This window comes from Denitrificimonas halotolerans (genome assembly GCF_034259425.1).
GTDB classification, from domain to species: domain Bacteria; phylum Pseudomonadota; class Gammaproteobacteria; order Pseudomonadales; family Pseudomonadaceae; genus Denitrificimonas; species Denitrificimonas halotolerans.
The window spans coordinates 79962-94905 of record NZ_JAXIVU010000004.1 but is presented as its reverse complement, the minus strand read 5'-3'; the positions used below and the strand labels follow the sequence as shown (position 1 = coordinate 94905).

The window sequence follows — 14944 nt, the reverse complement described above, 5'->3', positions numbered from 1 at the left end:
GCTAGTATACTCAAGCATATTATCCACCTATTAGCTTATTGACACTTTACTCAGCAGTCGTATTACAAGGATCTTAACTTTATGCTTATGGTCATTTCACCAGCAAAAACGCTGGATTATACAAGCCCCCTAACGACTAAAGAATACAGCCAACCCAGATTTCTAGAGCAGTCTGCTCAGCTCATCGAGATCCTACGCCAATACTCTCCTAACCAGCTAGCAGAGTTAATGAAGCTCTCTGACAAACTGGCTGGTCTTAATGTGGCACGCTTTACCGAATGGCAACCTAACTTCAGCCCAGACAATGCACGCCAAGCAATTTTAGCTTTTAAAGGTGATGTCTACACGGGCTTAGAGGCAGAAACTTTAACAGCTGAAGACTTTCAGTACGCACAAAAATATTTACGCATTTTATCTGGCCTATACGGTGTTTTACGACCACTAGACTTAATGCAGCCTTACCGCCTAGAAATGGGCACCAAATTAGAAAATGCCCAAGGCAAAAACCTATATGAGTTTTGGGGTGATCGTTTAACCCAGTCTCTCAACCAGTGCCTTGCTGAACAAAAAGCTAATGTATTGCTCAACTTAGCATCCAACGAATACTTCAAAGCAGTACAACCTAAGCTGCTTAAGGCGACTTTAGTTAATGTGGATTTTAAAGATTTTAAAAACGGACAATATAAAATCATCAGCTTCTATGCAAAAAAAGCACGTGGCGTTATGGCCCGCTATGTCATACAAAACAAAGTTGATTCACTGGAAGCACTTAAAAACTTTACCGAGCACGGTTATTACTTCAGCGCAGACGAATCCAAAGCAAACCACTTGGTCTTTTTGCGCGATCACCCCGAGGGTTAATTCATGCTACCGCCTGCTTTAATACCTTTAACTTGGCTTGGCTTACTTCTACGCTACCCTGCACGTACCTTAGCTATTGGCGTTCCTATATTAACTGTACTGGGTAGCATTGCCATCTGGTTAATTATAGATGAGCGCGCCAATCAGCAGCGACTCGATCGCTTGGAGATGGATATCAGCTATGCGCCCAATACATGTTCACCTGACACACCAATACTTGTGCAAATACGTAACAACAGTGATCGTGCATTAAAAGATTTAAAATGGCGTATCGCAGCCTATCGCCCCGGAGAAAGCATTAACCTCGTGCAAACACTGTACGCTGAATTCCATTACAGCAGCGCAAGTCCATTAGCACCTAATACCCAGTGGCAGTCCTGCCAACCATTACCAACATTGCGACCAGGCTACCGAGCTAGCACCCTTGAGTTCCGAATTGAACGTCGCCAAGGGCAATTCATTCGCTAGAATTACAAATTAACTGTGGCAGATTGCCACGTGCTTGGTTACCATCGGTGACGCTTAGTTATTGAGTGGTCACATGTATATTTACCGTTTGGTTCTTATTTTAGTTGTTGGTATTTATCTGTTTTCACCTGCCATTATGCAATGGTGGACGTCAGCAGATAGTCTTTGGTATCGCCCATACTTGTTATGGCTGATCCTCATTGGGATCACTTTCATCTTACAAAGCCGAGACGATGCTGATGAGCTTTAGTCTAAGTCAGCTGATTTTTATCAGCGCCACCTATCTACTCACACTCTTTGGCGTTGCCTGGGCCACAGAGCGTGGCTGGGTACCAGGATGGATCGTTCGCCACCCATTAACCTATATTTTGTCATTGGGTGTTTACGCCAGTGCTTGGGCTTTTTTTGGCTCAGTTGGTTTAGCCCACCAATACGGCTACGGCTTCCTCGCCATCTATTTAGGTATATCCGGTGCTTTTTTATTAGCTCCAGTGCTGCTTTATCCTATTTTGCGGCTCACGCGAACTCACCAGCTCTCCTCTTTAGCTGACCTGCTTGCATTTCGCTTCAGAAGTAGCTGGGTAGGTGCAATTACTACACTAGGCATGCTCTTAGCCGCTTTACCTTTACTCGCTCTACAGATTCAATCGGTGACTGATACCATCAGCATCATCACAGGTAAGCCAATTCAAGATCTTGTCGCTCTCGCCTTTTGTATTTTAATCACTTTATTTTCAATTTTATTTGGTGCTCGACATATAACCAATCGTGAAAAACACCACGGGCTCGTCTTTGCTCTTGCGTTTGAATCACTGGTAAAGCTTGTTGCATTATTAACTATAGGGGCCTATGCACTTTTTATAGTGTTTGATGGCCCCAGTGGACTCGATCACTGGCTGAACAGCAATCCAGATGTATTAGACAATCTTAGACGGCCTCTCGAAGAAGGCCCTTGGCGTACCTTATTGCTCTTGTTCTTCGCTTCAGCCATTGCCATGCCACACATGTACCACATGACATTTACCGAGAACCTTAACCGCCGTGCGATGATTACTGCAAGTTGGGGTGTACCACTGTTCCTACTACTCATGAGCCTACCCATCCTGCCTATTCTATGGGCCGGCTTAAAGTTGAGCGCACCAACCTCCCCTGAATATTTTACTTTAGGCATAGGACTCGCACTGGACAGTGAGCGCTTGACCCTACTTGGTTTTATGGGAGGACTCTCCGCAGCCAGCGGAGTCATCATTGTCCTTACTCTAGCCATGTCAGGTATGGTCATGAATCATATAGTATTACCCCTTTACCAACCTCCAGCAGAAGGCAATATTTACCGTTGGTTAAAGTGGGCACGCCGCATCTTAATTGTCGGCATAGTCCTCGCTGGTTATAGCTTTTATTTACTATTGCGCTCCGAACAAGACCTATCCAATCTCGGTCTAGTTGCCTTCTTTGCTGCACTGCAATTTTTACCTGGCGTTCTATGCGCTCTGTACTGGCGCAAAGCCAACCGCTATGGTTTTCTTAGCGGCACTATAGCGGGCCTTTTAATTTGGGCCGCAGGCATGCTATTACCCATGCTAAGCAATATCCAAGACGTTTACTTTCCAATCCTTGATTACACGCATGTATTCAATGGTGATAAATGGCACCTATCCATTACTGTTGCTTTAACAGTCAACTGCCTCCTGTTAACTCTCGTATCCTTATTGACACGCACCAGTGCTGAAGAAAAAAGTGCCGCACGAGCCTGCGTAGTCAGCAATACCCGTCAAGCAGAACATCGACACGAGCTGTATGCCAACAATCCACAAGAGCTTGCAACGGAATTGGCTAAGCCCCTAGGTGCTGTAACGGCGCAAAGAGAGGTAGAAAAAGCATTAAAAGATCTACAATTTCCATTTGATGAAAAACGCCCTTTTGCTTTACGTCGTATTCGTGAACGCATTAAAGCCAACCTATCAGGTTTAATGGGGCCCAGTGTCGCTCAAGATTTAGTCGACACTTTCCTCCCTTTCAAAACTGACACAAATAACTACATTAATAGTGACATTCACTTTATTGAGACGCGCCTTGAGGATTATAAGTCGCGTCTCACAGGTTTAGCTGCAGAGTTAGACACCTTGCGGCGCTACCACCGACAAACCCTCCAAGACTTGCCTATGGGCGTATGCTCACTGGCCAAAGACAATGAAATTCTTATGTGGAATCGTGCCTTAGAAGATCTAACAGGTATCGCAGCATCAAGAGTTGTTGGTTCTCGTCTGAATACAATTGATGAACCTTGGCGCGAGCTACTCACTCATTTTACCCAAGGCAGTAGCGCTCATTTATATAAACACGCATTACACAGCACCTATGAATCACGCTGGTTAAATTTACACAAAGCAGCCATTGGCGAAACAGCCTCCCCAGGCACCGGAGACTTAGTCTTACTTGTTGAAGATGCAACCAAAACCCGCATTCTTGAAGACAAGCTAATGCACTCCGAACGTCTTGCCTCCATTGGCCGCTTGGCAGCAGGCGTTGCTCACGAAATTGGCAACCCTATTACTGGCATCGCTTGCCTAGCACAAAATTTACGCTACGAACGTGATGCTGACCCTGAAATTGCCGAAATCAGTGATCAAATTGTTGAACAAACAAAGCGTGTGACTCGCATTGTTCAATCATTAATGAGCTTCTCTCACTCAGGTCAACAGCAGCAAGACACTCACGAACCTGTTAATCTATTTGAAGTCGCTAGTGAAGCTGTACATTTACTTAGTTTGAATAAGCTCGGTAAAAGCGTTAACTTTTTCAACCTATGCGATACACAATACTGGACCCTAGGTGATCCTCAACGCCTTGTTCAAGTCTTGATTAACTTACTATCGAATGCACGCGACGCTAGCCCAGAAAACGGGCGGATTTATATCCGTACAAGCGCCAGCAAATCTCAGGTAGAGTTATCGATTGAAGATCAAGGCACAGGTATTAGTCCGGCAAACTTAACGCACTTATTTGAGCCTTTTTTTACGACAAAAGATCCTGGTCAAGGTACCGGCCTTGGGTTGGCGCTAGTGTACTCGATTATTGAAGAGCATCACGGCGATATCCAAGTTGACAGTCCTGCTGATCTTGAGTTGCAGCGCGGCACACGCTTCCGTATCAGCTTACCTCGCCATACTCTAGCCTCCGCACCAATATCTAAAGGATCGCCATGAGCAAACAACTCGACTTACTGAATGTTTATAGAGAGTGACAATGCATCATATTTTGATTGTTGAAGATGAACCCATTATTCGCTCGGCTTTACGTCGTTTACTTGAACGCAGTCAATACAAAGTGAGCGAGGCAGGTTCTGTTCAAGAAGCACAAGAGCAACACGACATCACATCATTTGATTTAGTGATTAGCGATTTACGTTTACCAGGGGCTCCAGGTACAGAAATGATCCGACTCGCAGCGCCTCGCCCGGTGCTTATTATGACTAGCTATGCCAGTCTAAGGTCTGCGGTCGATACAATGCGGTTAGGTGCTATTGATTATATTGCTAAACCTTTTGATCACGCTGAGATGTTGCAAACTGTTGCTCGTATTATTCAAGACCACCAACAAAGCGTTGACATACCTAATGATGTGCAAACAAGCAACGCTGTCGAAGTCATTGATAACTCCGATATTGGCATCATTGGCAGTAGTGCCAAAATGCAAGCCCTATACAGTAAAATTCGCAAAGTGGCGCCCACAAACTCTAACGTTCTGATTCAAGGTGAGTCGGGTACTGGTAAAGAGTTGGTCGCCCGTGCCATCCATAACCTCTCAGATCGCGCTAAAGCACCAATGATTTCGGTAAACTGCGCAGCCATTCCTGAAACCCTTATTGAATCCGAGCTATTTGGTCATGAGAAAGGCGCCTTTACTGGAGCCGCCACTGCCCGTGCTGGTTTGGTGGAAGCCGCTGATGGTGGCACCTTGTTCTTAGATGAAATTGGCGAGCTTCCTCTCGAAGCACAAGCACGTTTATTACGCGTACTGCAGGAAGGTGAAATCCGTCGAGTTGGCTCAGTACAATCGAAGAAAGTCGATGTACGCTTAGTTGCCGCCACTCACCGTGACCTAAAAGGTTTATCAAAAACTGGAGGCTTTCGCGAAGATTTATATTACCGTTTACATGTTATTGCCCTGCATCTCCCAGCTTTACGTGACCGAGACAACGACGTCATTGAAATTGCAGAAACCTTACTGGCTCGTCAATGCGAAAGTATGGGTAAAGCACCTATGAGCTTTACCGAGCAAGCTAAAAAAGCGCTGCTCAAATACAGTTGGCCAGGCAATGTTCGTGAGCTCGAAAACTCTTTAGAACGCGCAGTCATTTTGTGCGAAGAAAACCAAGTAACCACCGAGCTCATGGGCATTGATGTGAACTTAGCTGAAGAAAAAGACGAGCGCGATGCTGCACACCAAGAAAAGAAAGCTGCAGAAGCAGAGGAGCGTAAAGCAGCTGAAACAGAGGCTGCCGCCAATGAGCTGTCGCTAGAAGACTATTTCCAGCACTTTGTACTTGAGCACCAAGATCACATGACAGAAACTGACTTAGCACGAAAATTAGGCATTAGCCGTAAATGTTTGTGGGAACGTCGTCAGCGTTTTGGTATTCCGCGCCGTAAAGCTTCCGATACCTAAAACTACCAGCCGATCAAGGAATGTCCATGAACCGTATCCTCAAAGACCTCTCGATTATGATCCGCGCTAACCTATGGTTAGTGCCAGTATTAGCTGCTTTGGTTACAGCACTATTTTACTTTGTAGCGCCCCCCCCTCCCATGCATGCAACCATGAGTACAGGAGCTGCTGGAGGCGGATATGCTTTGTTTGGCGAAAAACTCAAAGCCGAATTAGCTAAAGAAGGTTTTGAACTGAAGCTAATTAACAGCAGCGGCTCACGAGAAAATGCAGAGCGACTACTCGATGAAAATAGTGGTGTAAATTTAGCTCTGATGCAAAGCGGTCAAGAACTGGATATGACACTGCAAGAGCGCAAGGCTCTATACAACTTAGGCGCGATTTACCAAGAACCCCTTTGGTTATTTTCCCGCTCAGGCATCTATATCAACACCCTAAATGATTTGTTGGCACTTCGCACTGCAGTTGGCTCAAACCAAGGCGGTATCCGTATGGTAGTTGATCCACTGCTACAAGCCAATAAATATGATAGTCAAGAGTTGCCTGAACAATGGCAAACTTACAGTGGTAAAAAAGCATTGACACAACTACTGAACAATGAACTGGACGCTGCGTTTTTTTTGGGCTCTGCAGAAAGCGCATTGATTAAAGAAGCCGCCAGCCATCCCGAGTTGCAGTTAGTCAGTTTTAATCAAGCTGCAGCATACCGAGCTCGCCTCCCTTTTTTAAGTCAAATCGAAGTTCCTCAAGGCTTATTGAACCTTGCCACAAATCAGCCGCACCAAGATATCGTCACCTTAGGCCCAGCTGCAATGCTCATGGCTAATGAAAACTTTCACCCTGCATTAACCGCATTAATCTTAGCCGCAGCCCAAGAAGTCATGAGTGCTGGCACCTTGATTGATGCTCCAGGCACATGGCCACAAAATTTTCCTCACGAATTCTCAACGTTAACCGAAGCAGAATACTTCCATACTAAAGGCTTACCACTTCTGCAGCGCTACCTACCCTTTAGGATCGCTTCATTAGCAGATCGCTATATCATCTTAGTGATCCCTTTACTAATGTTGCTATTCCCTTTATTTAAAGTGGCAGGCCCTATTTACCGTTGGCGTATTCGAGCACGTATCTATCGCTGGTATAAATATCTGCGTGATGTGGACCAACGCTTCAATAACTTTACCTTACCTGAACATATTGATGAGGAAATTCAGCGCCTACACGACTTGCAAGAAGAGCTAGCTAAAGTGGAAGTGCCCCTGTCATATACTAACGAGCTGTACGAGCTTCATTTACATGTAGGTTTTGTCCTAAAACGTCTACAGAATCTAAAAGCTGCACACTCCACGGTCTAACTCTCCCTTGCTTAGCGCCTTACAACAATCTGCACGCAATATGGCGCGGCTTTATTATATAAAGTAAAGGTTATAAACAGCATGTCGATTCATAACTGCATAGTTCATTTTATTGATAAAAAACCTGATGACAGTCCAAGCACACTGAAAACCCGTGAAAACGTGCTCCCCAACTCCAGTGATGTGCAGCATGTATTGGCTGACTTAAATGACAACTACAACTCCAAACCTAGTAAAGCTTGGGGTTTTTTTCAAACTGAAAGTACTGAGTGGCCCATGCAAGGCTGGCTCCGTGACTACCTATCTGAAAAATTAGATTTCGCAAGTTTCACTCATCAAGCAATCGAACATCTAAAAAAACACCTTGAAACAGCCAATATCAGCTTGTCAGGCCACCTACTCTTTGCTCATTACCAACAAGGCACAACCGAGCATTTAGTCATCGCAGTATTACAGCATAATGAAGGTATGGCAGTAACACAGGATTTAGACATCCACACTGCACGCCACTTAGACTTCAACCAACTGCACCTCGCAGCGCGGATCAACCTATCTGAATGGAAAAACAACAGTCAATCCAAACAATATATTTCTTACTTAAAAGGTAAAAATGGCAAGAAAATCATTGATGGTTTTCGTAATTTTTTAGGCTGCCAAGAAGGCGTTGATGGCGCTAGCGAAACTCGTACTTTACTCAAAGCCTTCAGCGACTACGTTGAAACCGAAGACCTGCCAGAAGAACAAGCACGAGAAAAAACTGATACTTTAACCCGCTACGCCAACGAACAGTCACGCCGCGGTGAAGTGGTCAATATTGAAGGCTTATCTGAAGTCCTAGACGAAGACAATCCACAAGCATTCTATAACCACATCCGTAATAAAGATTACGGACTATCACCTGAGTTTCCTGCTGACAAACGCACATTAACTGCATTTCGTCGCTTTACAGGACGTGCAGAAGGACTTTCCATTAGCTTTGATTCACACTTATTGGGTTCTAAAGTTGAATATGATGAAGAGCGCGATATGTTGATCATTCGTCAACTACCGACCAAACTCAAAGATCAACTACTGCGAAATAAGGACTGATATGCGCTTAGCTGACACGCTACTTAATGAATGCATCTATAATCCCAAAACAGGATTGAATCTCGATCCTGGACGTAATTTTGGTTTGACTTTACGCGAGTGCGATAAACGTTTAAAAGCTTTACGCACGACCATGGACCGCCAACAACAATTACTTTGGGCCAACTCAGGCCCTGCTATTTTAATCTGGTTACAAGGCCCTGACTGCTCAGGCAAAGATGGCGTGATACGTAACAGTTTACGTGGGCTAAACCCTCAAGGTGTGCGTGTCAGTGATTTTCAAAAACCTACTGAGCAACAACGGCGTGATAACTTTTTAACGAGGTTTCGTGAAAAGCTACCAACTCCAGGGGTCCTTACCATATTTAATCGCACCCCTTATGAAGGTTTAGTGAGCGATTTAGCCGATGGTTATATTAACGAAAGCCAGGCTTCAGGACGGTTACAACAGCTCTTTGAGTTTGAAGATGAACTGTCCTCACGCCATATCCATCTCATAAAGATGTATCTACATGTCTCAAAAGACGAACAAAAAAGTCGTCTGCAACAGCGCTTTGTAAACCCAGAAAAACACTGGAAGATATCTGAAGCAGATCTTTCAGGCCATCAGCAGTTTGAATACATTCAAAATAACTGGAATCAAGCTTTTAAACACAGCTCAACCACTACCCACCCATGGTATATATTGCCAGCCAATAACAAACCCGTAAGAAATCTATTATTCTGCAGTCTCATTGCACAAAAGTTTGAACAATTAAACTTACATTGGCCACAACCAAAACTGCCCTTTAATGTAGAGGATCTCGACGAACCATGGTCACCCGCTGGCTAACTCATTAGTTTTCTCTCCCTCGCTAGACTTGGTGGCTGATTACTGGCGTTTAGAAGAACAACAAAAAACTAAAGAGGCGGTGGAAAAGCCTTAGAAGAATCATGCACTAGATGAACAGCATTTTTATAACAGGGTTTGTTTCGCTGATGACAGTACCCCTAAAAATCTAAAATAGGGTGATTGAAATTACGAATGCAGTCCTGTGATATCCCCGATAGTTGATACAACATTAATAGCGACGAATTAATTTGTGCTATGAACGTATCGTGCACTGTCAAAAACTCGTCCACAAACTACCTCGCTTAAATTAATCATCCCGACTCAAGCTCCAAATTTCTGTCCAAAAACTTAGGCAATATGCTGATAATCAGCACGCTCTTGTAGCTTATAAAGCCAGTTAAAGCCCTGCTCCCAGCGGTGAAACCCTGAATCCACATTAATATGCCCTGCTTGCGGCAAAATAACTGAATCACACCCCCACCAATGAGCAAACTGTAGAGCTCGCTGCGCAGTTGCTGCGTGATCATTACTGGAACCCACTACAAAGCCTGGAAAAGGCAGAGGCTTTTCTGTGATCGGAGCAAAGTTACGCAAAGGCTCGGGACAGTCTTGTCGCTCCACATCAGCAGGTGCAACTAATAAAGCACCTTGTACTTGCTGCAATAAAGCTGGAGCAGCCTGCGCCGCCCATAAAGCCACAGTAACACAGCCTAAACTATGAGCTATTAAAATCACTGGACGCCGATCCTTGGCTATTTGACACTCCAGCTCTGCAATCCATGCCTGACGATTAGGCAGCATCCAGTCCTTCTGCTCAACACGACTACAATCTGGCAAAACCTTTTGCCAATGAGACTGCCAATGCTCTGCTGGCGATCCTTGCCAACCTGGAACAATCAGATATCGAGTTGAATGAGGCATCAGTGCACTCCTTATCCATCCAGTGAGACCGCACAGCAAACAGTTACTCCGCAGTCAAAACCTGTTAACGATTCGGTTGTGGAGTTAAACGTAAATAAGGCTTCACCGCACGGTAACCTTTGGGAAAACGCTCTTCTAATTCAGCCTTATCTTGAATCGAAGGTACAATCACAACCTCCTCACCATCCTCCCAGTTTGCAGGTGTAGCAACTTTATAATTGTCAGTCAGTTGCAAAGAATCAATCACACGCAAAATCTCATGGAAGTTACGACCCGTACTGGCTGGATATGTAATGGTCAGGCGCACTTTCTTATTCGGATCAATAATGAAAAGTGACCGTACCGTTAAAGTATCATCTGCATTTGGATGAATCAGGTTGTATAGATTCGATACCTTGCGATCATCATCAGCCAAGATAGGGAAGTTCACTTGGGTGTTTTGTGTTTCGTTGATGTCTTTAATCCACTTATGGTGCGAGTCAACCGGATCCACAGACAATGCAATGGCTTTCACATTGCGTGCTGCAAACTCATCCTTAAGCTTAGCAGTGAAACCTAACTCCGTTGTGCACACTGGAGTGAAGTCTGCTGGATGTGAGAAAAGTACTCCCCAACTCTCTCCTAACCACTCATGAAAACGAATGACACCCTCACTGGAGTCTTGCTGGAAATCGGGAGCGATATCGCCAAGTTGAATTGCCATTGAACTATTCCTCAGTCATTAAGTTGTTGATGAGTACTATGCAACACATCTATAAAAACTAAAAAGAATATAAATCAATTTACATATTCAAAAAAAGAATATAGCGCAATCAAGTACTATAAACCCATACCAGCCGTCCCAACACTTAAACACATGTGTCAAGGCATAACTGCCATCTATACTTACCTACATCATTTAGGCATACAGTTGCCTGCATAAATCAACCTATTTTCCTGTGTAGAGAAATCCATCATTTTTACCGAGTTAATAGTGAATGAGCTTTGTGTAATAAACCACCGCCCACCAACCTTTTGGTAACCATCTAAATAGTAGCCACCTAACTCAATACTTGTTTTGTCTTGAGTATTGATGCTTTGAAAACGCATGCTGATTTTTAAACGTGCAGAGTTTTGAGTTAAATCAAGAAAAACTGGATTTTTCGCATGATGCATATCAATAATATGCTCATGGCAGCCTAAAGCTTTAAAAACACTGACAAAATCTTCGCGATTATCAAATTGGCCGATATGACCAAAATCAATATCGATCTTGCCTCTTTTAAAACACTCAGCAACTACGTCCGGCTGTTTTTCATCGCAAGCATTCAGGTAACGATATTTTAATTCCAAAACAGCTTGTTTATCTTCTAAGCGCTGCAGACGCTGTTCTAGGTTAGTCTCAAGTGTCATGTAGAACCTTTATTATTTTTATGAAGTGTGTCGACCATGATAAGACTTTATTTCTGCCCTGCAACTCGATTCGCTTTAGTGCCACTGCTATTGTAATTTAAGCCTTGGTTCAAAACCCTAATCAGTACTCACGTGCTTGCGCTCGTTGAGTCACACACCTGACACAGGATCAATAATGCAAACACAACAAAAACAAGTCGCAATTGTAACTGGAGCAAGTCGTGGTGCTGGTCGAGGCATCGCTTTAGCCCTAGCTAAAAAAGGTATGATTGTGTACGTCACCGGACGCAGCACAACAATGGGAAGCGCTATAGGATGGGATGGTTCTATTCTGCCCGGCACAGTATATGACACTGCTGAACAAATCAAACAAGCAGGAGGACTAGCTATTCCAGTGGTTTGCGATCACAGTGATGATGCTCAAACAGCAGCGCTCTTCGCTCAAGTCGAAAAAGAGCAGGGGCGTTTAGATATTTTAGTTAACAATGCAGCCTTTATGCATAACCAGCTCATTGAACAAAAACCATTTTGGGAAAAGGAAGTTCAAGCCTACAAAATATTAGATGTCGGCTTGCGTTCTGCCTATATCGCCAGTTGGCATGCTGCTCAGATAATGGTCAAGCAAGGAAGCGGATTAATTATGTTTAGCTCTTCGTTTGGTGCTAGCTGCTATATGCATGGTCCTGCGTATGGTGCACAGAAAGCTGGGGTTGATAAATTGGCTCACGATATGGCTATCGACTTTTCAGGAACAGGTGTGCGCACAGTATCCATTTGGATGGGCCCCTTACTAACCGAGCGCTCTGCCATTGCGGGTGATGTCAGTAAAGAACAATATGAACAATTTATGGCTAGTGCTGAATCACCTGAATTTATAGGTGAGATTATTTATGCCATTGCCCACGACCCTAAAGGCGATGAGCTTAGCGGGCACCGACTCATCTCTGCCGAAATTGCCCAGCGCTATCAGATTACTGACCGTGATGGCCTACAACCCCCATCCTACCGTAAACTTTTAGGCTCCCCTCCCCAGCCTAATCCAGCTAAAATCTATTGATTGTATTTGTTTACCCCATTACTTTTAAAGCAGAAGTGACGGGGTAACACTGCATCAAAGGCTATAAAGTCTGTTGCCTCTGCAGGTCAATACTGCCACTTCTCAAGCATAAAGTATCCTTCGCAAAAACTTCCACATCCTCTACATCATGGGTGATCAAGATCAAAGGTACAGCCAACTGTTCTTGTAATGCTCGCAACTCCATACGCATATGTGAGCGCAAGTCTGGGTCCAAGGCGGAAAAAGGCTCATCTAAGAGTAAGGCTCGCGGCTCTGTCACTAAAGCGCGCGCTAAAGCTGTACGCTGACGCTGCCCTCCCGACAGTTCATGAGGACGCTGAAACTGTACTTCTGTCAAAGCAAAATTATCCAACCAATGATCAACCCTTTTATCCACTATTTTCGTACTGGGATTGAATAAACCACGCTTCAAACTAAAAGCAATATTTTGGCGTACATTTAAATGCGGAAAAAGTGCGTAACTCTGGAATAAAAACGCAACTTCACGCTGTTGTGGCGTCAAATTAATACCTTGTGCTTGGTCGAATAAAGTTCGACCTGCCAACCTAACATAACCACGATCAGGCTTTAAAAGCCCAGCAATCATTTGCAACAGTAGACTTTTACCAGCTCCAGATGGACCAAGCACTACTAATCGATCATGACTTGAAGCGTAATCAAGTTCCAACTGAAACTTTTGCTGCGCTGAACGCATGGTTTTACTGATGTTTAACTCTAAAAACATAAGTTTACCTATTGCGCCCACTAACACGTCCAGGTGCTAAACGAGTCGCACCAAGCAACACTGCAACACATACTATAGAGATAATTATCACTAATAAATGGGCCGTGCCATCCTGCCCTGCCTGCACAGCTTCGTAGACAGCTATCGATAAAGTTTGCGTTTTTCCAGGAATGCTACCGGCAACCATTAAAGTTGCACCAAACTCACCCAAAGCCCGTGCAAAAGCCAGCAACAAGCCCGCCATAATCCCACGCCACGCCAAAGGTAAAGTTACACGAAAGAAGATTGCCAACTCCGACACGCCTAACACCCTAGCAGCTTGCTCTAGTTCATGTTCAACCGCTTCAAAAGCAGCTCGTGCAGGCTTAAACACCAAAGGAAAAGACACCACAGTGGCAGCAATCACTGCGCCTTGCCAAGTAAAAATCAAGTGAATACCAAAATTATCATATAACCATTCCCCCAAGACACTACGTCGCCCCATCAACACTAATAGGTAATAACCTAAAACAGTAGGTGGCATCACCATTGGCAACGTTAAAAGAGTATCTAATACATCACGCCCTGGAAAACGCATTCGGGCTAAGAAAAAACCAACGCCAACCCCTAAAAAAAGGTTCAGCGCTGTAGCCCAACCAGCCACCTTCAGTGATAAGCCTAGCGCAACCCAAGCAGCATCCATTGACTCACCCCTTATGGCTGACTAAAACCATACCGAGTCAACACAGCTTGACTGTCTTCACTCAAAATATAATCAACAAACTGCTGACTTAACGCCTTGTCATCACCATCTTGAGTAATTGCCAATGGATAGCTGATAGCTCTTACTAAAGGGACTGTAAATTGCACTTTAACTTTATCAGCCATAAGAATTGCATCCGTAGCATAAACAAACCCTGCATCCACCTCATCACGCGCTACATAATCAAGTGACTGGCGCACATTTTGCGTATTAATTACCTTATCACTTAAAACATCCCAAAGCTGATGGGTCAGCAGCGCTTCTTTACTGTACCGTCCGACCGGTACACTGCTTGGGTTGCTCACAGCTAAGCGTTGTACACTTTTATGTTGTAAATCACTCAGTTGAGTAAGCTTTAGTACGCTCGCAACTGGAGTAATGACTACTAGAGTATTTTGCACAAAATCTTTACGACTACCTTCCGTCAGTAAACCTTGTTCTTGGGCTTGATCCATAGTGGCTTGATCTGCCGACGCAAAAACATCAACAGGTGCGCCTTGAGCAATTTGTTGGAGCAAAGCACCCGACCCAGCAAAATTGAGTAGAATATGGTGCTCAGGGTGAGCCTCTTCAAAGTTAGCTGCAATTTCTTTAAATGCATTGGTTAAACTCGCCGCTGCAGATACAGTAATTTGTGCTGCTGCGATATGCCCTGAAGCAAAAAAAATCACCATGGCCAATACATTTTTTAGAATTTTTTTCAATATAGCTGACCTCACCCATTTCGTGATATATAACAAACCATAACGCTTTATAATTTAATAAGGTATATCAAGCTAAAGCACTAGGATACAAATCCCTGTACCTTAGTGCT

The 14944-nt window shown here is 44.2% G+C and carries 15 protein-coding genes; 9 read left to right on the top strand and 6 right to left on the bottom strand.

All coding sequences use genetic code 11. The annotated features are described in order from the left end of the window. Nucleotides 1-81 precede the first annotated feature (81 nt). The 8 genes from yaaA (at nucleotide 82) to TOI97_RS04785 (ending at nucleotide 9273) form a co-directional block, all read left to right on the top strand. Nucleotides 82-861 carry a peroxide stress protein YaaA gene (gene yaaA / locus TOI97_RS04820; RefSeq protein ID WP_321552985.1) on the top strand — a complete coding sequence of 260 codons (780 nt, stop codon included), beginning with the start codon at nucleotides 82-84 and terminating at the stop codon, nucleotides 859-861. A 3-nt stretch (nucleotides 862-864) separates the two neighbouring features. Further along, on the top strand, nucleotides 865-1329 hold the full coding sequence (locus TOI97_RS04815; RefSeq protein ID WP_321552984.1) for a multidrug transporter: 465 nt from the start codon (nucleotides 865-867) through the stop codon (nucleotides 1327-1329). A 73-nt stretch (nucleotides 1330-1402) separates the two neighbouring features. Beyond that, on the top strand, nucleotides 1403-1579 hold the full coding sequence (locus TOI97_RS04810; protein ID WP_321552983.1) for a hypothetical protein: 177 nt from the start codon (nucleotides 1403-1405) through the stop codon (nucleotides 1577-1579). Continuing rightward, nucleotides 1563-4535 (top strand): sodium:solute symporter family transporter, encoded by a 2973-nt coding sequence (locus tag TOI97_RS04805; RefSeq protein WP_321552982.1) that lies wholly within the window; start codon nucleotides 1563-1565, stop codon nucleotides 4533-4535. Before TOI97_RS04810 ends, TOI97_RS04805 begins: the two co-directional genes overlap by 17 nt. A gap of 40 nt (nucleotides 4536-4575) precedes the next feature. Next, a complete protein-coding gene (locus TOI97_RS04800) occupies nucleotides 4576-5997 on the top strand; it encodes a sigma-54-dependent transcriptional regulator (RefSeq protein ID WP_321552981.1) in 1422 nt (473 codons plus the stop codon). A 26-nt stretch (nucleotides 5998-6023) separates the two neighbouring features. Next, nucleotides 6024-7352, top strand: a complete 1329-nt coding sequence (locus TOI97_RS04795) for a TAXI family TRAP transporter solute-binding subunit (RefSeq protein ID WP_321552980.1) — start codon at nucleotides 6024-6026, stop codon at nucleotides 7350-7352. An 81-nt stretch (nucleotides 7353-7433) separates the two neighbouring features. Further along, nucleotides 7434-8441, top strand: a complete 1008-nt coding sequence (gene yejK / locus TOI97_RS04790) for a nucleoid-associated protein YejK (protein ID WP_321552979.1) — start codon at nucleotides 7434-7436, stop codon at nucleotides 8439-8441. Between the two features lies 1 nt (nucleotide 8442). Beyond that, nucleotides 8443-9273, top strand: a complete 831-nt coding sequence (locus TOI97_RS04785) for a polyphosphate kinase 2 family protein (RefSeq protein WP_321552978.1) — start codon at nucleotides 8443-8445, stop codon at nucleotides 9271-9273. Between the two features lie 348 nt (nucleotides 9274-9621). Here TOI97_RS04785 and TOI97_RS04780 read toward each other — a convergent pair whose 3' ends face one another. From TOI97_RS04780 to TOI97_RS04770, 3 genes are all read right to left on the bottom strand, one after another. Next, entirely contained in the window at nucleotides 9622-10194 is a 573-nt protein-coding gene (locus TOI97_RS04780; protein ID WP_407651313.1) for an RBBP9/YdeN family alpha/beta hydrolase, read from the bottom strand. Nucleotides 10195-10258: 64 nt separating this feature from the next. Continuing rightward, nucleotides 10259-10897 (bottom strand): peroxiredoxin, encoded by a 639-nt coding sequence (locus TOI97_RS04775; protein WP_321552977.1) that lies wholly within the window; start codon nucleotides 10895-10897, stop codon nucleotides 10259-10261. A gap of 191 nt (nucleotides 10898-11088) precedes the next feature. Beyond that, entirely contained in the window at nucleotides 11089-11586 is a 498-nt protein-coding gene (locus tag TOI97_RS04770; RefSeq protein WP_321552976.1) for a nuclear transport factor 2 family protein, read from the bottom strand. Between the two features lie 175 nt (nucleotides 11587-11761). On the opposite strand from TOI97_RS04770, the gene TOI97_RS04765 reads away from it, so the two are divergent. Beyond that, nucleotides 11762-12643, top strand: a complete 882-nt coding sequence (locus TOI97_RS04765) for an SDR family NAD(P)-dependent oxidoreductase (RefSeq protein WP_321552975.1) — start codon at nucleotides 11762-11764, stop codon at nucleotides 12641-12643. Nucleotides 12644-12704: 61 nt separating this feature from the next. Here TOI97_RS04765 and TOI97_RS04760 read toward each other — a convergent pair whose 3' ends face one another. From TOI97_RS04760 to modA, 3 genes are read right to left on the bottom strand one after another with little or no spacing between them, the layout of a single operon-like run. Continuing rightward, on the bottom strand, nucleotides 12705-13388 hold the full coding sequence (locus TOI97_RS04760; protein ID WP_321552974.1) for a sulfate/molybdate ABC transporter ATP-binding protein: 684 nt from the start codon (nucleotides 13386-13388) through the stop codon (nucleotides 12705-12707). A gap of 4 nt (nucleotides 13389-13392) precedes the next feature. Continuing rightward, nucleotides 13393-14070: a molybdate ABC transporter permease subunit gene (gene modB, locus TOI97_RS04755; protein WP_321552973.1), complete on the bottom strand. Its 678-nt coding sequence runs from the start codon at nucleotides 14068-14070 to the stop codon at nucleotides 13393-13395. 11 nt (nucleotides 14071-14081) lie between these two features. Next, the gene (gene modA, locus TOI97_RS04750; RefSeq protein WP_321552972.1) at nucleotides 14082-14834 is read right to left on the bottom strand and encodes a molybdate ABC transporter substrate-binding protein; all 753 of its coding nucleotides are present in this window, start codon (nucleotides 14832-14834) and stop codon (nucleotides 14082-14084) included. Nucleotides 14835-14944: the final 110 nt, after the last annotated feature.